The following is a 17,849-nucleotide window of genomic DNA, read 5'->3' on the forward strand; positions in this document are numbered from 1 at the left end:
GGGAGGAGCGGGGGCGCGGATGCCCCACGAGGGACGCTACGAGGGAAGGGCCGCCGGGGCCTGGGACTGGATCGCCGTGATGGCCACCGTGTTCACGATGTCTTGGACGAGTGCCCCGCGGGACAGGTCGTTCACGGGCTTGCGCAGCCCCTGGAGGACCGGGCCGACGGCGATCGCGCCCGCCGAGCGCTGCACGGCCTTGTAGGTGTTGTTGCCGGTGTTCAGGTCCGGGAAGATCAGCACGCTGGCCTGGCCCGCGACGTCGGAGCCCGGCAGCTTGGTGGCCGCGACGGACGGCTCGACGGCCGCGTCGTACTGGATCGGGCCCTCGATCTTCAGGTCGGGGCGCCCGGCCCGCACCCGCTCGGTGGCCTCGCGGACCTTGTCGACGTCCGCGCCCGACCCCGAGGTGCCGGTCGAGTACGACAGCATCGCGATCCGCGGCTCCACGCCGAACTGTTCGGCCGTGGCCGCCGACTGCACGGCGATGTCCGCGAGCTGCTCGGCGTCCGGGTCCGGGTTGACCGCGCAGTCGCCGTACACCAGGACCTTGTCGGCGAGGCACATGAAGAAGACGGACGACACGATCGACGCGTCCGGCTTGGTCTTGATGATCTCGAAGGCCGGGCGGATGGTGGCGGCGGTGGAGTGCACGGAGCCGGACACCATGCCGTCGGCGAGGCCGCCCTGCACCATCAGCGTGCCGAAGTAGTTCACGTCCGCCACCACGTCGTACGCGAGCTCCACCGTCACGCCCTTGTGGGCGCGCAGGCGCGCGTACTCCTCGGCGAAGTCCTGCCGCAGCTCGGATGTCGCGGGGTCGGTGACCTGCGAGTCCTGGAGGTCGATGCCGAGGTCGGCGGCCTTCTTGCGGATGGTCTCCACCGGCCCGAGCAGCGTCAGGTCGCACACGCCGCGGCGCAGCAGCACGTCGGCGGCGCGCAGCACGCGCTCCTCGGTGCCCTCGGGCAGCACGACGCGGCGGCGGTCGGCGCGGGCCCGCTCCAGGAGCTTGTGCTCGAACATCATCGGCGTCAGGCGGTCGCTGGCGAGGACCGAGAGGCGCCCGAGCAGGTCCGTGGTGTCGGTGTACCGCTCGAAGAGGCCGAGCGCGGTCTCCGCCTTGCGGGGCGTCGCCGCGTTCAGCTTGCCCTCCAGGGCGAACAGCTCGGCCGCCGTCGGGAAGGACCCGCCCGTGACCGCGACGACCGGCGTGCCGGGCGCGAGCCGGTCGGCGAGGCGCAGGATCTCCGGGCCCGGCTGCTCGTTCAGGGTCAGCAGCACGCCCGCTATGGGCGGCGTCCCCGCGCTGTGCGCGGCGAGGGCCCCCACCACCAGGTCGGCGCGGTCCCCGGGGGTGACGACCATGCAGCCGGGGGTCAGGGCGTTCAGGAAGTTCGGCAGCATGGCGCCGCCGAAGACGAAGTCCAGGGCGTCACGGGCCAGCCCCGAGTCGTCGCCGAGGAGCACCTTGCCGCCGAGGGCGTGGGTGATCTGGGCGACGGTCGGCGCCGCCAGGGCGGGCTCGTCCGGCAGCACGTAGCAGGGCACGGGCAGGCTCGCCGCCAGGCTCTCCTCGATGCCGTCGCGGTCGGCGGGCGCCACCCGGTTGGTCACCAGGGCGAGGACGTCGCAGCCGAGGGACTCGTACGCGCGAAAGGCGTTGCGGGTCTCGGCGCGCACCGACTCCGCGGTCTGGTTCTTGCCGCCGACCACGGGCAGGACCGAGGCACCGAACTCGTTCGCGAGCCGCGCGTTCAGCGACAGCTCGTCGGGGAGCTGGGTGGCGGCGAAGTCGGTGCCGAGCACCAGGACCACGTCGTACGCGCGCGCGAGGGCGTGGAAGCGGTCGACGAGCCGGGAGACCAGCTCGTCGGTGCCCTGCTCGGCCTGGAGCGCGGACGCCTCGTGGTAGTCCATGCCGTACACGGTCGCCGGGTCCTGCGAGAGCCGGTACCTGGCGCGCAGCAGCTCGAAGAGGCGGTCGGGCCCGTCGTGCACCAGGGGGCGGAAGACACCCACGCGGTCCACCTGGCGGGTCAGGAGCTCCATGACTCCCAGCTCGACGACCTGCCGGCCGTCGCCCCGGTCGATCCCGGTCACGTACACGCTGCGCGTCACGCGTGCTCTCCGTTTCTTCGCTGGTCCCACATGCCTGCTCGGCTGCCCTGGCTGTTTCGTCTGTCCCGGCGGCGCCGGAAAAACACCCGATATTGTTGGCCGCGTCCTCTTGACAATACCTCCGCAGCTGGATAAGCCGCCCGCCGGACAAGAGGCGGCGGCCCTGTCGGGGCCGTGGAACAATCGGATCGGCTCACAAGTATCAGCAGCGAGCAGGAGACACAGCGCGATGCGTATCGGAATTCTCACCGCGGGCGGCGACTGCCCGGGTCTCAACGCAGTGATCCGGTCGGTCGTGCACCGCGCCGTGACGCACCACGGTGACGAGGTCATCGGCTTTGAGGACGGATACGCGGGCCTCCTCGACGGGCGCTACCGCGCCCTCGACCTGAACGCGGTCAGCGGCATCCTGGCCCGTGGCGGAACGATCCTCGGCTCCTCCCGCCTGGAGCGCGCCCGCTTCCGCGCCGCCTGCGACAACGCCAAGGAGCTGATCGAGCGGAGCGGCTTCGACGCGCTCATCCCGATCGGCGGCGAGGGCACGCTCACCGCGGCGCGGATGCTGTCGGACGCGGGCGTGCCGGTCGTGGGCGTGCCGAAGACCATCGACAACGACATCTCCTCCACCGACCGCACCTTCGGTTTCGACACCGCCGTCGGCGTCGCCACCGAGGCGATGGACCGCCTGAAGACCACCGCCGAGTCCCACCAGCGCGTCATGGTCGTCGAGGTCATGGGGCGGCACGCGGGCTGGATCGCCCTGGAGTCCGGCATGGCGGGCGGCGCCCACGGCATCTGCCTGCCCGAGCGCCCCTTCGACCCGGCCGACCTGGTCAAGCTGGTCGAGGAGCGGTTCGCACGCGGCAAGAAGTTCGCCGTCATCTGCGTCGCCGAGGGCGCCCACCCCGCCGACGGCACCATGAACTACGGCAAGGGCGCCATCGACCAGTTCGGCCACGAGCGCTTCCAGGGCATCGGCACGGCCCTCGCGTACGAGCTGGAGAGCCGCCTCGGCAAGGAGGCCAAGCCGGTCATCCTCGGCCACGTCCAGCGCGGGGGCACGCCGACGGCGTACGACCGGGTGCTCGCCACCCGCTTCGGCTGGCACGCCGTGGAGGCCGCGCACCGCGGGGACTTCGGCAACATGACCGCGCTGCGGGGCACGGACATCGTCATGGTCCCGCTCGCCGAGGCGACCACCGAGCTCAAGACGGTCCCCAAGGACCGTATGGACGAGGCGGAGTCGGTCTTCTAGGCCCGGCACCCTTCCAGGCCCGGCACCCTCATAGGCCCGGCACCTTCTAGGCCGCACCCGGCAGCAATGGCCAGAAGTGGTCCAGGACGTGGTCCAGGAAGTCCCGGCCCGCGTGGCCCGAGGCGTCCGCGCCCGCACCCACGCCCCAGCTCAGGGTGCGCACCATCCGGGTCTGGTACTCCTCGTGCAGGTGCCGCAGCGGGCCCTCGACGGCGCGCTTGTCCAGGGCGAGCAGCTTGCTCACCGGGCGCACCTGGCCCTGCCAGCGGCTCTGTACCGCGCTGCGCAGCAGCTCCGCAAGCTCGTCGGCGCGGCCCGTCACCGTGACGGAGTCGCGCAGGGAGAGGCCGAGCGTGCGCGCGAGGGCCGCCGACTGGCGGTCGGTGCCGCGCCACCGGTCCGTCTCCTCCATCCGCAGATACGCCTGGAGCTCCACGCCCGCGCCGCGCGCCACGTCCTCCGGGGCGAGGCCGCGCGCGAGACGGTGCTCGCGCAGGGTCGTGGGGGCGCCCATCAGCTCACCGGGTGAGCACCACAGCGTCGCCGCGAGCGCGGCGAGCTCGGCCGCGTCCGGCGTGCTGAGGCCCCGCTCCCACGACACGATCGTGTCGGGAGTGACATGGGAGAGGCCGTAGCTCGCCCGCATGCCGTAGGCGACGTGGCCCGGCGCCATCCCCAGTGCTTCACGGAGGCGGCGCGCAGCGGGGAAGTTGAAGGGGGGTGTGGGCTGGCTCGGTCGCACGGGCACACGGTATGGGTGTGGCGACGGTGCGACTACGGTGTGTTCGCACGAGGCTTGCGCTCGTAGGAAGCCACATCCACCGAGGCGCCCCACCGCACGCCCCCGAGCCCTTCACCGCGCCCCGAAGCCTCTCACCGCGCCGAAAGCCCTCCACCGCGCCCCCGGCCGGGCGCCGCGCCCCTCAGCCCTTCACCGCCCCGCCCAGCGCGAAGCCGCCGCCGAGCCGCCGCGCGATCAGTACGTACAGCAGGATCACCGGCGTCGAGTAGATGAGCGAGAACGCCGCGAGCTGTCCGTAGACGATGGCGCCCTTGCTGCCGAAGAAGTCGTTGATGCTGACGGCCGCCGGCATCTGGTCGGGGGAGAGGAGCAGCATGAACGGGACGAAGAAGTTGCCCCACATCATCACGAAGGAGAAGACGGTCACCACGGCCACCCCCGGCCCCATCAGGGGCAGGACGATGCGCAGCAGGGACTGGAGGGGCGACGCGCCGTCCGTCCAGGCGGCCTCCTCCAGCTCCTTCGGCACGCCGTCCATGAAGTTCTTCATCAGCCAGATGGCGAACGGGAGTTGCGACGCGGCGAAGAAGAAGATCGTGCCCTGCATGGTGTCGATGAGGTCGACCCGGACGAACAGCGCGTACACCGGCACCATGATCGCCGTGATGGGCAGGCTCGTCGCGAACAGGATGGTGAGCATGAAGGGGCGGTTGAGGCGCGAGGTGTAGCGGGAGAGGGGATAGGCGGCGAGGGCGGCGCTGACCACCGTCAGAAGCGTGCCGCCGCCGCACAGGAGCAGGCTGTTCAGCATCGGCGTGTACGTGATCTCGTCGGTCAGGACCGCGTCGAAGTTGTCGAACGTGATGCCGTCCGGGGTCTTCATGCCCACGTCGGCCCTGGGGTCGACGGCCGACAGGAGCACCCACGCGAGCGGCACCGCGAACGCCGCCGCGACCGCCAGGAGCCCGATGTCCGCGGCCAGCCTGCGACTTCGCACGCGCTGCGACATCCGGTTCCTCGTAGGCCGCGTTCCCTGGCTCCTTGTTCCCTGGCTCCTTGTACGCGGCGACATCCGGCTTTCCGTACGCCGTGACACTCAGACCTCCGTACGCAGCAGACGCATGTAGACGAGCGAGAACAGGGACCCCACGAGGAGCAGCAGCAGGGCCACCGCCGTGCCGTAGCCGATCATGCTCTTCTGGAAGGCCTGTTCGTACATGAACAAGGGGAGGGTCTGGCTGCGGTTCCCCGGGCCGCCGCGTGTCATCACCCAGATCAGGCCGAAGACGGAGAGCGTCTGAAGGGTGTTCAGCATCAGGTTGGTGCCGATGGAGCGGCGGATCATCGGGAGCGTGATGTGCCACAGCCTGCGCCAGCCGCCCGCGCCGTCCACCTCGGCGGCCTCGGTGATCTCCTTGGGGATGTCGTTCAGGGCCGCGGAGTACACCAGCATCGAGAAGGCGGTGCCGCGCCACATGTTCGCGAACGACACCGCGAGGATCGGCAGCGTGAAGAGCCAGTTCTGGGACGGCAGGTGCAGGAAGTCCAGGATCGCGTTCAGGGTGCCGTCGCGGCGGAAGAAGGCGTAGAGCAGGAAGCCCGCCACCACCTCCGGCAGCACCCACGCCGTGATCACGACGGCACCGGTGACCGTGCGGACCGGCTTGGACGCCCGCTGCATCAGGCTCGCGAGGGCGAGGCCCAGCGTGTTCTGCCCGACGATCGACGACAGGAACGTGAACACCAGCGTCAGCCAGACCGCGTTCAGGAAGTCCTCGTCGCGGAAGGCCGCGCGGAAGTTGTCGAAGCCGACGAAGGACTCGTGCGCCTGGCCTGTCAGCTGGAGGTCGGTGAAGGCGATGTACGCGCAGTAGGCGATCGGCCCCGCGAGGAAGAGGAGCATCAGGACGACCGCGGGGGACACGGGCAGGGCCCGGGCCAGGGCACGGGTGCGGCGCCCGGGGCTTGCCCCCGGGGACTTCGTGACGTCGCGGCGGTGCCCCTGCCCCGGGGGCTCCCTCACTTCTCGGTCACCTTGCCGTCCGTCGCGGACCTCACCTCGTCGTCGTAGCCGGACGCCGCCTTGTCCACCGAGCCGTCACCCGTCGTCACCAGCTCCATCGCCTCCTGCATCGCCGTGGACACCTTCGGGTACGCGGGGTACGCGGGCCGGTAGTGCGTCGAGGCGACCAGGTCGGTGAAGAACTCGGTGCCGGGCTGCGCCCGCGCGTACTCCGGGTCCTCGGCGACGTCCTTGCGGACGGAGATCCCGGAGTTCGCGATGTACCACTTCTTGGCGTTCTCCTTGGTCTGCATCGTCTCGACGAACTTGAACGCCAGATCGGGGTTGCCCGCCTTGGCGGGGATCGCCCACGTCCAGCCGCCGGACATGCTCACCTTGCCGGGCGCCTGGCCGTGCTGGGTGGGCATCGCCGCGAGCCCCAGCTCCTTCGGCCACTCGGGCCACTCGTGCCCGGAGCCCTCCAGCCAGTCCTGCGGCAGCCAGGAACCGTCGAGGTTGATGCCGAGCTTGCCCTCGGGCAGGAACTCGCCGCGCACCCGCGTCGCCATGTTCGGGTCGAGGGCGTCCTCGACGTCCGGGCCGAGTTTCTCCTCGTACACCGTCTCCACGAACTTCAGGGAGTCCTTGAACCCCTGGCTGCCCACCACCCACTTCTTGGCCTTCGGGTCGTAGAGGGGGTCCTCGCCGGTGCCGTACAGGAGCATCTCCAGGCCCTGCATGGAGGAGGTCTCACCGCCGGGCTTGCCGGTGTACACGTTCAGCGGGACGACGCCGGGGACCTTCTTCTTGATGGTGCGGGCCGCGTCGAGGATGTCGTCCCAGTTCTTCGGCTGCCAGTCCGCGGGCAGGCCCGCCTTCTCGAAGATGTCCTTGCTGAACCACAGGCCGCGCGTGTCGGTGCCGTCCGGCACGCCGTACGTCTTGCCGTCCTCGGCCTTCGCCGCCGCCTTGGCCGTGTCGACGAACTGCGGCCACTCCTTCCACTTCTGCAAATAGGGGTCGAGCGGCTTCAGATACCCGCTGGTGATGTCGGAGTTGATGAGGAAGGTGTCCTCGTAGACGAGGTCCGGGGCGGTCTTCGGGGAGCGCAGCATCTGCTGTACCTTCGTGTAGTACTCCGCGTCCGGCGCCTTGATCGGCACCAGTTTCACCTTCTTGCCCGGGTTGGCGTCCTCGAACTGCTTCTTCATCGACTCCAGGTGGTCGTCCATGACGCGGATCTTGTTGTCCATGGACTGCTTGTACGAGACCTTCACGGTGTCCGGGTCGTCACCGGAGCCGCCGCCGCACGCGGTCAGGGCCGTGGCGGCGAGAGCGGCTGTCAGGAGCAGAGGTACGGGGGCGGTGGGGCGCACGGGGCTCGACCTCCTACGGTCCGACGCGAGCTGCGCCGCGGCGCGGGGCGCTGCCGCGCGGGGCTGCTGCCGGTGAACGTAAGCGTGCGCTCGGAGCAAGGTCAATGCCCTTGCAACGGGCTTGGGCCGGGCGGGTGGCGATGCGTGTCCGTGCTTGTCAGTAACGTGACAACGTTGTTATTGCGTACGGGTTTGGAGGCCCGCGCTCAGGCCCCGGCGAGCCAGCGGTAGATCAGCTCCGGGCGGCCCACATGGCCGTACTGCGGGCTGCGGGCGGCGCGCCCGGTGGTCACCAGGTGCTCCAGATAGCGGCGCGCGGTGATGCGGGACAGGCCCGTGGTGTCCGCGGTCGCCGCCGCGGTGAGGCCGTCGGGCGCCGCGTCCTGGAGCGTGCGGGTCACCCGCTCCAGGGTGGGGCCGCTGAGGCCCTTGGGCAGCGCGGCGGGCGCGGGGGCGCGCAGGGTCGCCAGGGCGCGGTCGACCTCGTCCTGCCCGGTCGCCTCGCCCGCGGCGGCGCGGAACTCGGCGTAGCGGGTGAGGCGGTCGCGGAGCGTCGCGAACGTGAAGGGTTTCAGGACGTACTGCACGACGCCGAGGGAGACGCCCTCGCGGACCACCGCCAGGTCGCGCGCCGACGTCACGGCGATGACGTCCGCGCGGTGGCCCGCCGCGCGCAGGGTGCGGGCGAGGGCCAGGCCGTGGCCGTCCGGGAGGTTCAGGTCCAGGAGGATCAGATCGACGGGGGCGCGGTCGAGGGCGCGGCGGGCCTCGGCGGCGGTGTGGGCCGTGGCGGTGGTCTCGAACCCGGGGACCCGGTTGACGTAGAGGACATGGGCGTCCGCCGCGACGGGGTCGTCCTCGACGACCAGGACTCTGATGGTGGGCTTGGTCATCTGTCGGACCCGTCTTCTGTACGTGGGGCCGCGGCGGTGGCGGTGGCGTCCGCCGCGGCGGTCGTCCTGGGCAGCGTCGCCGTGAACTCGGCTCCGCCCTCCCCGGGTGCTGTCAGGGTCAGGGTGCCGCCGTGTCGCGTCACCGCCTGGTGGACCAGGGCCAGGCCGAGGCCCCGGCCCGATGCGGCCTTGGTGCTCCAGCCGTGCTCGAAGACCGACTCGCGCCGGTCGGGGTGCACGCCGGGGCCGGTGTCGGTGACGCGCAGGAGGAGGCCGTCCGGGGTGGCGCGGACCGTGACCGTCACCCGGGCCGCGGGGGAGCCCTGCGCCGCGTCCACCGCGTTGTCGACGAGGTTGCCGAGGATCGTGACGAGGTCCCGCGGGGGCAGGCCCGGCGGGAGCATGCCGTCGTCGACGCCGGTGCCGGCGGAGACCACCAGCTCCACACCGCGCTCGTTGGCCTGGGCGGCCTTGCCGAGGAGCAGGGCGGCGAGGACGGGTTCACTGACGGCGGCGACGACCTGGTCGGTGAGGGCCTGGGCCAGCTCCAGCTCGGCGGTGGCGAACTCCACCGCCTCGTCGGCGCGGCCCAGCTCGATCAGGGACACCACGGTGTGCAGCCGGTTCGCGGCCTCGTGGGCCTGCGAGCGCAGCGCCCGCGTGAACCCGCGCTCGGAGTTCAACTCGCCCGCCAACGCCTGGAGTTCGGTGTGGTCGCGCAGGGTCACGACGGTGCCCTCGCGGTCACCGCCGGACACGGGCGAGGTGTTGACGACCAGGACCCGGTCGGCCGACAGATGCACCTCGTCCATGCGCGGCCGGGTGTCGAGGAGGGCGCCGGTGAGCGGCGCGGGCAGGCCGAGGTCGGTGACGTACCGGCCGACGACGCCCTCGGGCGCGCCGAGCAGTTCGCGGGCGCCGTCGTTGATGAGGGCGACGCGCCGCCGCCCGTCGAGCATGAGCAGCCCCTCGCGCACGGCGTGCAGCGCGGCCTCGTGGTAGTCGTGCATGCGGCTCAGCTCGGTGGCGTTCATGCCGTGGGTGGAGCGGCGGAGCCGCGCGTTGATCACGTAGGTGCCGACGGCGCCGATGCCGAGCGCGCCGACCGCGACGCCGAGCAGCGCGAGCAGCTGACCGCGCGCGTTCTCGCTGATCGTCTCGATGGTGATGCCCGCGCTGACCAGGCCGACGATGCGGCCGTCGTCCCCGGCCCCGGCGGCGCCGCCGTTCCGGATCGGCGTGACCACGCGCACGGACGCGCCGAGGGTGCCGGTGTAGGTCTCCGTGAAGGTCGCCCCGCGCAGGGCCTCGGCGGTGTGGCCGAGGAAGCGCTCACCGATGCGGTCCGGGTCGGGGTGGGTCCAGCGGATGCCGCGCACGTCCATGATCGTGACAAAGGCGACGCCGGTGTGCCGCCGCACGTCCGACGCGTACGGCTGGAGTTGGCGCGAGGGGTCGTCGGCGCGGACCGCCGCACGCACCGAGGGCGCGTCGGCGACCGCGCGGGCCGCCGCCGTGGCCTGGCGGCGCGCGGCCTCCTCGGCCTGGTGCCGGTCGCTGAGGTAGGTGAACAGGGCACAGCCCGCGACCACGACCGCCACCAGGACCACCTGCATCGCGAAGAGCTGACCGGCGAGGCTGCGGGGGCCACGGGGTCTGCGGGGCGGTCGGGGGGCCTGGGGCATGGTGCCAGTCTGCCGTGACGTCCGTGTGCGAACTAAATGAACGCAACGGTGACCGCCGTCACAGGCCGGGAGATAGTCACCCGGAATCGCCGTCACGTCCGGGGACCCGTCCGAGCGCACGCCAGCAGGTGCAGCGACCGGCAACCCGCCGGTGCAGCGACCGGCAGGCCGCCGGTGCAGCGACCGGCAGGCCGCCGGTGCACCCACCGGTACACCCACCAGGACTCCGCCGGCGCATTCCAGGACATCGCCAGCACGTGAGCCGCACGGCCAGCGAGGACATCCGCAGACGTACACAGCCAGACGTCCACAGCCGTACACAGCCGTACGCGCAGCCCAAGGAGGCACCCCGTGGCACAGGGACAGACGGCGGCCGACGCCGCCGGTACGGGCACGCCGCCCGCGAAGCGGGACCGGACCCACTATCTGTACATCGCCGTCATCGGCGCCGTACTGCTCGGCATCGCCGTCGGCTTCATCGCCCCGGACTTCGCCAAGGAGCTCAAGCCCCTCGGCACCGGCTTCGTGAACCTGATCAAGATGATGATCTCGCCGATCATCTTCTGCACGATCGTTCTCGGCGTCGGCTCGGTGCGGCAGGCCGCCAAGGTCGGCAAGGTCGGCGGGCTCGCGCTCGCCTACTTCATGGCGATGTCCGTCGTCGCCCTGGCGATCGGCCTGATCGTCGGCAACATCCTGCACCCCGGCGACGGCATGGACCTGAGCCCGACGGACAAGAAGGCGGGCCACACCGCCGCCGACAGCGCCGACGAGGGTCTCGTGGACTTCGCGCTCGGCATGATCCCGAAGACGATGGTCTCCGCCTTCACCGAGGGCGAGGTCCTCCAGACCCTCCTCGTCGCGCTCCTCGTCGGCTTCGCCCTCCAGGCCATGGGCAGGACGGGCGAGCCGGTGCTCCGCGGTGTGCAGCACATCCAGAAGCTGGTGTTCCGCATCCTCGGCATGATCATGTGGGCCGCGCCCGTCGGTGCGTTCGGCGCGATGGCCGCCGTCATCGGCGAGACCGGCACGGACGCGCTCAGGGCCCTGGCCACCATCATGATCGGCTTCTATGTGACCTGCGCCCTGTTCATCGTGCTCGTCCTCGGTACCCTGCTGCGCCTGGCCACTGGCGTGAACCTCTTCAAGCTGCTCAGGTATCTGGGCCGCGAGTTCCTGCTCATCCTCTCCACCTCCTCCTCCGAGTCGGCCCTGCCGCGGCTCATCGCGAAGATGGAGCACCTCGGCGTGAGCCGTCCGGTCGTCGGCATCACCGTGCCGACCGGGTACTCCTTCAACCTCGACGGCACGATGATCTATCTGACGATGGCGTCGCTGTTCATCGCCGACGCGATGGACCAGCCGCTCGGCATCGGCGAGCAGATCTCGCTGCTCCTCTTCATGATGATCGCCTCCAAGGGTGCGGCGGGCGTCTCAGGATCCGGCATCGCGGTCCTCGCCAGCGGCCTCCAGTCCCACAAGCCCGGCCTCGTCGACGGCGTCGGCCTGATCATCGGCGTCGACCGCTTCATGAGCGAGGCGCGGGCGCTCACGAACTTCGCGGGGAACGCGGTGGCGACGCTGCTGATCGGGACGTGGACGAAGGAGGTGGATCGAGAGCGGGTCGCTCTGGTCCTCGACGGGGGGCTTCCGTTCGACGAGCGGACGCTGCTGGACGAGCACGGGTCCGCGCCCGCGTCGGCGGACGCGGTCCCGCTGGAGAAGACCCCGGCCAAGGTGTAGCCCCCGGCCCCGATCGCCCCGGCCCCTCGGTACTGGGCCGGGGCGTCGGCGTCATGAGGGGTAGAGGTCGACCTCTTCGCCGTCGGGGACCTGGTAGCAGCCGGAGACGAGGTCGAGGCTCAGCATGGGCTGCTTGCCCTTCGCCATGGCGATGATGTTTACGCTGACCTTTTTCTTGTCGTTGTCGGCAGTCAGGTTGATGTTCCTGTTCTTGCTGGTGTCGGGCCCGTATTCGACGATCTTCCACCCGTGTTCCGGCAGCTCTTTCTTGAGGCGCTCCATCGCTTCGTCGAGATCACCGGCCGAGGCGGGAACGAAGCTCCAGGGATGGTAGATGCGGAAGTGCGTCTTGCTGTCCTTGCCCGCACACTCCGTGACTCCCGGGAAGTTCTCCGAGGCCTTTCCCTTCACGCCGATCAGTTCGTAGATTCCGCTGGATGTCTTCTTCATCGCATCGGAAGCGTCGCGTGAGGTGCTCGTGCCGGCGAACGGAACACCGTCGGATCCGCTGTCTTTGTCGTCACCCATTCCGCATCCTGCCAGAGTCGCGAGTGCAAGGGGTACGGCGAACACTGCCGTACGCGTTCGGATCTTCACGTCAGGTTTTCTCCTACTTTGCCCGCATCAGCTCTTCGGGAGGTCCGGGAGGACGCTCCACCAACTTCACGTCGTCCTCCCTGCCGACCACCACCAGGGCCTGGTTCTGCAGGCTTCTGGAGCGTTCATCCCAGTAGCCGCTGTGACCCTCGGTGTCCGTGGTCATCTGGTTGGCGCCGAAATCCGCGTCGCTGGGAATCTGGGGTTCCTCCCAGACGCTCTCGCGCCCGCCGAGGAGAAGGCGGCCGCCCTCGGGGACGAAGTCGTTCTTGGCTTCCTCGTTCCACACATGCCCCTTGGGCACATCCATCTGGTCGGCATGCGACACCCTGACACCCGGGCTGCCCGCGAAGACGACGTCGTCGGAGTTGAGGTCCCCCGTCTGGGCCGACGCGCCGATCAGGGTCGAACCGTACGAATGGCCGATCACCGTGCGGTGCGGTGCCGTGTCGCCGGTATGAGATGTCTCAAGGCCGTCCAAGAACCGGTTGAACGCCGGCGCACCGTCGTACGCATAGTGCTTGAAGGTGGCGTCCTTGAAGACGGTGTCGGGGGCGTCGTACCCGAGCCAGGTGACGGTGGAGACGGATTCCCCGCCGGATTTGGCGTCGGCCGCGTTCCAAATCTTGACCCCGCGTCCGATGTCTCCCTCGATGTTCCCGAGCGAAGCCTTTGTGCCCGGCACATAGACCGCCTGGTGATCGGCGGTGTCCGGATTCCCGTTGGCGACAATCGCGCGGCCGTCCCCCTCGGTGCTGAAGCCCAGCAGGTACGCCTGAGGAACACCTTTCGCTCCCGACGCGTCGAAACGGCGCTGGATGGCATCCATCCCGTCAATGGACTTGTGTGCGGCCCTGCGCTCCTTCTCCCACTTCCACCAGTCCGGATTCTGCACACGCCTGTTCACCTCCCCGGTCTGCGGATTGGTGAATTCCGTGTACCGAGGGGGCTCGGGGTGCTTCCCGAGCCAGGTCTCGTACGCGACCTGCGCGGAACCCCGGGCCTGCGCCAGGACCATCCGGTTGGCCTCGTCGCGGGTGGTGGAGGGGAGGCCGTCCAGGTTGCCGACGGTGTCGGGGCGCAGGGCGGTCCAGGTGGCGCGTTCGTCGGCGTCGAGGGACCGCCACCACTCCGCGTTGGCCTTGGGGTCGCCCTTCGGGGGCGGCTGGGGGAGCGAGTCGAGGTACTCCTTGCCCGCGGACCGTACGCCCGCGGTGTCCGAGGATGCGTCGGCCCAGTCGCGGTCGCTGACCGTCAGGTCGTCGTCGGCCTTCAGGGCCAGCAGCTTCGGGGCCCACTTGGTGTCGGCCTCCGTGGCCTCCTTCAGTGCCGTGGCGATCGCGTCCGCGCAGTCCTGGGCGAGGCGGGCCTTGGGGTTGGGGTCGAACCCGGCCGCCTGGCGGCCGACGGCCGAGGCGGTGGAGTCCGTCAGGCCGGTGGCGGTGCCGCCGTCGGGGACCTTGCCGTCCTTGTCCTTCTCACCGCCCGGCGGGTAGCCGACCGAGCCGTCGGCGTGCACGGTGAGGCCCCCGGCCCGCGCGTCCGCGAGCGCCGCGTCGAGCTTCTTCTTCGCCGCCTCCATCTCGTACGAGAACGCGTCGAGGGCCGAGGCGACGAGACCGCACTCGGTCTGGACGTAGTGGAAGTTCTCGCCCAGCCCGACGAGTTGCCCGATGGCCGCCGTCGCCGCCTCGCCCTTCAGGGACGTCCGCATGGCCACGGTGATCCGGCTGGTCACGCGGTCGTGGGCCGCGCCCGCGAGGTCCGAGGTGCGGCGGTATCCGGCGGCGGCCTGCGCGTACTCGGCGGGCCTGAGGCCCTTGAGGGTCTTGAGGTCCATGGGGTGCGGCTACCGTCCCTCGCCGTGGCCGCCGGGGCCCTGACCGCCGGGGTCCTGGCCGCCGGGTCCGGGGCCGTCGCCGCCGAGCGCCGGAGTGTCGGCGTACGCGACCTTCAGGTTGCCGATCGCGGTCATGATGGACTCGTCGGTCCTGTACTGGTCGCTGCCCGCCTTCTCCAGGAGGCCCGCCAGTCTCCCGCACCGCTTGCCCAGCCTCTCGACGTAGCGCTCCCAGGAGTCGTACACGTCCTTCTGGGCGGCGCCGGTCCGGCAGCCGGCGTCCGCGCCGAGGCCGCCCTGGCCGTCGGAGAGCGCCCGCAGGGCCCCCGCGAGGGGCTCGCGGAAGGAACCGACGTCGTGACCGGCCCTGGACCAGGCCGCCTTGTTCGACACCAGGGTGCCGCCGTCGCCGCCGGGTTCCGGTGGCACCTGGTTCAGTTGCATCCGTGAGGACTCCCGCGCGATCGCCGCGGCCTTGAGCTGCTCCCACTCCTCCCACGCCATGCGTGCCTCCCCCGTGCCGCGCCCGGTGCGTCCGGACGCCGTGTGTGTGCCACCGCAATGCCGCGGTGTTCGGCAGTGATCGACACGTACGCTACGGCGTCCACCGCGGGACCGGGTGCGATTCGGTCACGGCGCCGGTCCGGGATTCGCGCACCGCCCTCCCGTCGTGCGGTAGTTGCGCGAAGCGCTGCGTATCTCCGCCCCGTGGTGCTACACCAGCCTGAGGTTTGCTACGGGGGAAAGGGCGGAGCGTTCATGGCACAGCCGGACAACGGAGGGATCCCCGCGTTCGCGGGGGTCGAGCGGTTCGTCGAGGCGTTCGACAAACTGGTCACCCAGCCGCGGCGGCACCGCAGCCGGGTGCCGGTGGTGCTGTTCAGCGAGCCGGGCGAGGGACAGGTCGGGCGCGGCATCGTCGCGGGGCTGCACGGGCGGCTGCACGGCCGCGAGACGATGCTCGCCCCGCACGCCCACCTGGACTCCCCGGACGGGTCCGCGGGCGCGCCGCCCGACGACCCGGTGCTCGCCCAACTGCACTTGTTCTCGCACGTCATCCGGCAGCTGATGGAGACCATGCCCGAGGGCACGGGCCGACTCCGGCTGCCCTGCTACCAGTTGCTGCGGTCCATCGTGACCGCCCCGCCCGCCGCCGACTTCGCGATGGAGCACCATCAGGAGCTGAAGGACCGCGCCTACGAAGCCCACCGGGAGGGCTCCGCGCCCGCCCGGGTGCTGTGGTGGCTCGGCGGACGCGATCACGCCAGCGGCGGCACCCTGCTCGAACTCCTGTGGAACTTCCTCGCCGGACCGCTGTTCCAGCGCCTTCCCCGGGCGGTCTACGCCTGGCGCGCCCAGCGGCTGATGCTCGGCAGGTCACGACGCCGGCCGCGGTGGTACGCGCAGTGGGCGCGGCTCCAGCAGGGCACGCCGCCCACCGACTTCTTCCGCTCGGCACGCGACCTCGTGCACGGCGTCGACCCCGAGAAGTTCGACCGGATCCTGCTGCTCGCCCTGCTCGCCGACCTCGACGCCGCCTGCCGTAAGCGGCTGTTCCATCCGTGGCGGCGCCGGCGCGTGTGCCGGTTCGTCCTGCTCGTGGCGGAGGCCGGGGACGAGGACTCGCGCGAACAGCGCTTCCTGCGCGAACTCCGCTCCGCCATGGAGGACCTGGGCTGCACGTCGGTGGTGGCGGTCGCCGGGGGCGTGCGGTCCCTGGCCCACCGCATCCCCGACATCGAGGCGGCGACGCTGTCGGCGGCGGGCGCGGAACTCGCCAACGTCGCGGAGCACGGCACCGCGCCCGGCCGCCCCACCGGCATGGTCGTGACCGTGGGCCGCGACGTCGGCGAGGCCGCGGACGACCCGGCGGCCACGTACTGGCTGCGGCGCAGGCCGACGCTCGCCCCGCCCGCCCCGCGCTGGGGCCCGCGCACCGAGGCCGCGAGCACGGTCGGGGGGATGACCGTGCTGCTCCTGATCATGGTCGGGCTCATCGGCGGGACGCCGTTCGGGAACCGGGACACCGACGCGTGCCGGGGCTCGACGTTCCTCGGCACCGACGGGCAGTGCGTGGGCGTCGCCGAGGGCGCCGCGTCCTTCGGCAGCGGCAGCGGCGAGCGCGCCGTACGCGACGTGCTCGAACTGATCGAGCGGCAGAACGGCGAGGTGCAGAAGGAACAGGGGCTCGGCGGGAGCGCCCCCACTGGGCCCGCGAGCCGCACCGTCGTCTACTTCGGGCCCCTCAGCGGCGGTGCGCGCGCCGAGGACCCGGTGCGCGGCGGCACCCTGGCCGAGCTGCGCGGCATCGCCCTCGCCCAGCGCTACGTCAACGCCCAGGCCCTGCGCTCCGGCGAACGGGTGCCGCTCAGGGTGCTCGCCGCCAACGCGGGCGACCGCTTCAAGGACGCCCCGGACGTCGCCCGGCGCGTGGTCGAACTGGCCGAGCGCGACCGGTCCATCGTCGGCGTCATCGGCTTCGGGCAGAGCCGCAGGCAGACGTACAAGGCCATAAGGACCCTCGGTGAGGCGGGCATCCCCATGGTCGGCACGTCGGGCACCGCGGACGGACTGCTGCGGCAGAGCGGGCACTACTACCAGATGGCGCCGACCGACTCCCGCGCCGCCACCGTCATGGCCTCCTTCGTCCGGCACGCCCGGATGACGGGGGGCGGCAGGACCGCGCGCCGCACCCTGCTGGTCGCCGACCCCGCCGACGCCTACAGCGCCAGCGTTGCCGCCTCCTTCCGCAGGGAGTACCGGCGCGACACGCGGGTCCTGCTGTACACACCCGCCGACGCCCCGGAGCCCGCACCCCTGACCGACCCCCTGGACGGCACGAAGCTCGACGCGGTGGAGGACCTGGCGCGCGAGGTGTGCGACGCCGTGGCCGACGAGCCGCGCACCGCCGTCGTGTGGGCGGCACGCGGCAGCCAGTTCCAGCTGTTCCTCAACGAGATCGCGCGGATCTCGCGCCGCTGCCCGAAGCTCGGCGTCCTCGGTGACGACGACGTGACCACCGCGCTCTCCGAGGTGCCGAGGCCCTGGCAGGTCTTCGGCGGTCTCACGCTGCACTACGTCTCCCACGGCCGCGCGCCGGCCCTGGCGGCCCTCGGCAACGGGGAGGCCGCGGCCTTCCTGTCCGCGTACGACACCGTGTACGGCAAGGACCGCGACGCGCGCACCTCGACGATGCGCGACGACGCCCATGTGGCGCTCGCCTGGGACGCCATGCGCTATCTGGCCCTCGGCATCGACGAGGCGTGGCGCGGCACCGGCGGCCACGACGAACGCCTCGACCGCAGCCTCCTCCAGGCCGTGCTCCACCAGGGCCTCGGCGAGGGCGGGTTCGACGGGGCCACCGGCCGTATCGACGCGCACGGGGCCGCCGGGGGCGGCAGGTTCACCGAGGACAAGCTGGTGCTCGTGGAACGCGGTGGGGCCGCGGGGCCGCGGACCGCTCTCCTGTGCGGGGTCGTCGCGCGGGGCGACGTTCGCTCGAAGTGGGGCCCGGGGCCCCACTCCTGCGCCCCGTAAGGGGCGCGGGGAACTGCGCGCTCAGCGCGCGAAAAGCCGCAGACGCGTCTGCCGAGCA

13 protein-coding genes are annotated in these 17,849 nt (G+C 71.3%); 3 read left to right on the forward strand and 10 right to left on the reverse strand.

The annotated features are described in order from the left end of the window. Window positions 1-36 precede the first annotated feature (36 nt). The gene (pta, locus tag GPA10_RS36355) at window positions 37-2,121 is read right to left on the reverse strand and encodes a phosphate acetyltransferase (RefSeq protein WP_343041717.1); all 2,085 of its coding nucleotides are present in this window, start codon (window positions 2,119-2,121) and stop codon (window positions 37-39) included. A gap of 229 nt (window positions 2,122-2,350) precedes the next feature. Between pta and GPA10_RS36360 the strand changes: the two genes are divergently transcribed. After that, window positions 2,351-3,376 (forward strand): ATP-dependent 6-phosphofructokinase, encoded by a 1,026-nt coding sequence (locus GPA10_RS36360; protein ID WP_058849514.1) that lies wholly within the window; start codon window positions 2,351-2,353, stop codon window positions 3,374-3,376. Between the two features lie 46 nt (window positions 3,377-3,422). Here the strand turns inward: GPA10_RS36360 and GPA10_RS36365 are convergent, their stop codons facing one another. The 6 genes from GPA10_RS36365 to GPA10_RS36390 form a co-directional block, all read right to left on the reverse strand. Next, window positions 3,423-4,049 (reverse strand): helix-turn-helix domain-containing protein, encoded by a 627-nt coding sequence (locus GPA10_RS36365; RefSeq protein ID WP_157169159.1) that lies wholly within the window; start codon window positions 4,047-4,049, stop codon window positions 3,423-3,425. A 250-nt stretch (window positions 4,050-4,299) separates the two neighbouring features. Beyond that, window positions 4,300-5,127, reverse strand: a complete 828-nt coding sequence (locus GPA10_RS36370; RefSeq protein WP_157169130.1) for a carbohydrate ABC transporter permease — start codon at window positions 5,125-5,127, stop codon at window positions 4,300-4,302. An 87-nt stretch (window positions 5,128-5,214) separates the two neighbouring features. Next, entirely contained in the window at window positions 5,215-6,021 is an 807-nt protein-coding gene (locus GPA10_RS36375) for a carbohydrate ABC transporter permease (RefSeq protein WP_157169160.1), read from the reverse strand. Window positions 6,022-6,137: 116 nt separating this feature from the next. Next, window positions 6,138-7,496 carry an extracellular solute-binding protein gene (locus tag GPA10_RS36380; RefSeq protein ID WP_343041718.1) on the reverse strand — a complete coding sequence of 453 codons (1,359 nt, stop codon included), beginning with the start codon at window positions 7,494-7,496 and terminating at the stop codon, window positions 6,138-6,140. A gap of 206 nt (window positions 7,497-7,702) precedes the next feature. After that, window positions 7,703-8,389, reverse strand: a complete 687-nt coding sequence (locus GPA10_RS36385) for a response regulator (protein ID WP_157169131.1) — start codon at window positions 8,387-8,389, stop codon at window positions 7,703-7,705. Beyond that, on the reverse strand, window positions 8,386-10,074 hold the full coding sequence (locus GPA10_RS36390; protein WP_157169132.1) for a sensor histidine kinase: 1,689 nt from the start codon (window positions 10,072-10,074) through the stop codon (window positions 8,386-8,388). Before GPA10_RS36390 ends, GPA10_RS36385 begins: the two co-directional genes overlap by 4 nt. Before the next feature lie 351 nt (window positions 10,075-10,425). Here GPA10_RS36390 and GPA10_RS36395 point away from each other — a divergent pair, with 351 nt between their 5' ends. Next, complete coding sequence (locus GPA10_RS36395) at window positions 10,426-11,817, forward strand: cation:dicarboxylate symporter family transporter (RefSeq protein WP_343041719.1); 1,392 nt, start codon at window positions 10,426-10,428, stop codon at window positions 11,815-11,817. 51 nt (window positions 11,818-11,868) lie between these two features. Here GPA10_RS36395 and GPA10_RS36400 read toward each other — a convergent pair whose 3' ends face one another. The 3 genes from GPA10_RS36400 to GPA10_RS36410 form a co-directional block, all read right to left on the reverse strand. Then, the gene (locus GPA10_RS36400; RefSeq protein WP_246260381.1) at window positions 11,869-12,345 is read right to left on the reverse strand and encodes a hypothetical protein; all 477 of its coding nucleotides are present in this window, start codon (window positions 12,343-12,345) and stop codon (window positions 11,869-11,871) included. An 82-nt stretch (window positions 12,346-12,427) separates the two neighbouring features. Then, window positions 12,428-14,254, reverse strand: coding sequence for an alpha/beta hydrolase (locus tag GPA10_RS36405; RefSeq protein ID WP_157169133.1), 1,827 nt, complete (start codon window positions 14,252-14,254; stop codon window positions 12,428-12,430). 9 nt (window positions 14,255-14,263) lie between these two features. Further along, complete coding sequence (locus GPA10_RS36410) at window positions 14,264-14,758, reverse strand: hypothetical protein (protein WP_157169134.1); 495 nt, start codon at window positions 14,756-14,758, stop codon at window positions 14,264-14,266. A 255-nt stretch (window positions 14,759-15,013) separates the two neighbouring features. On the opposite strand from GPA10_RS36410, the gene GPA10_RS36415 reads away from it, so the two are divergent. Then, window positions 15,014-17,791, forward strand: a complete 2,778-nt coding sequence (locus tag GPA10_RS36415) for a type 1 periplasmic-binding domain-containing protein (RefSeq protein ID WP_157169135.1) — start codon at window positions 15,014-15,016, stop codon at window positions 17,789-17,791. The last annotated feature ends 58 nt before the right edge of the window (window positions 17,792-17,849 follow it).

It is taken from the genome of Streptomyces typhae, from assembly GCF_009755605.1.
In the GTDB taxonomy this organism is placed as follows: domain Bacteria; phylum Actinomycetota; class Actinomycetes; order Streptomycetales; family Streptomycetaceae; genus Streptomyces; species Streptomyces typhae.

What these genes read in the sequence shown, in the direction of transcription:
- GPA10_RS36360 (WP_058849514.1), top strand. Translation starts at nt 2,351, where the DNA reads ATGCGTATCGGAATTCTCACCGCGGGCGGCGACTGCCCGGGTCTCAAC.
- GPA10_RS36365 (WP_157169159.1), bottom strand. Translation starts at nt 4,049, where the DNA reads ATGGCGCCGGGCCACGTCGCCTACGGCATGCGGGCGAGCTACGGCCTC.
- GPA10_RS36370 (WP_157169130.1), bottom strand. Translation starts at nt 5,127, where the DNA reads ATGTCGCAGCGCGTGCGAAGTCGCAGGCTGGCCGCGGACATCGGGCTC.
- GPA10_RS36375 (WP_157169160.1), bottom strand. Translation starts at nt 6,021, where the DNA reads ATGCTCCTCTTCCTCGCGGGGCCGATCGCCTACTGCGCGTACATCGCC.
- GPA10_RS36385 (WP_157169131.1), bottom strand. Translation starts at nt 8,389, where the DNA reads ATGACCAAGCCCACCATCAGAGTCCTGGTCGTCGAGGACGACCCCGTC.
- GPA10_RS36390 (WP_157169132.1), bottom strand. Translation starts at nt 10,074, where the DNA reads ATGCCCCAGGCCCCCCGACCGCCCCGCAGACCCCGTGGCCCCCGCAGC.
- GPA10_RS36400 (WP_246260381.1), bottom strand. Translation starts at nt 12,345, where the DNA reads ATGGGTGACGACAAAGACAGCGGATCCGACGGTGTTCCGTTCGCCGGC.
- GPA10_RS36405 (WP_157169133.1), bottom strand. Translation starts at nt 14,254, where the DNA reads ATGGACCTCAAGACCCTCAAGGGCCTCAGGCCCGCCGAGTACGCGCAG.
- GPA10_RS36410 (WP_157169134.1), bottom strand. Translation starts at nt 14,758, where the DNA reads ATGGCGTGGGAGGAGTGGGAGCAGCTCAAGGCCGCGGCGATCGCGCGG.
- GPA10_RS36415 (WP_157169135.1), top strand. Translation starts at nt 15,014, where the DNA reads ATGGCACAGCCGGACAACGGAGGGATCCCCGCGTTCGCGGGGGTCGAG.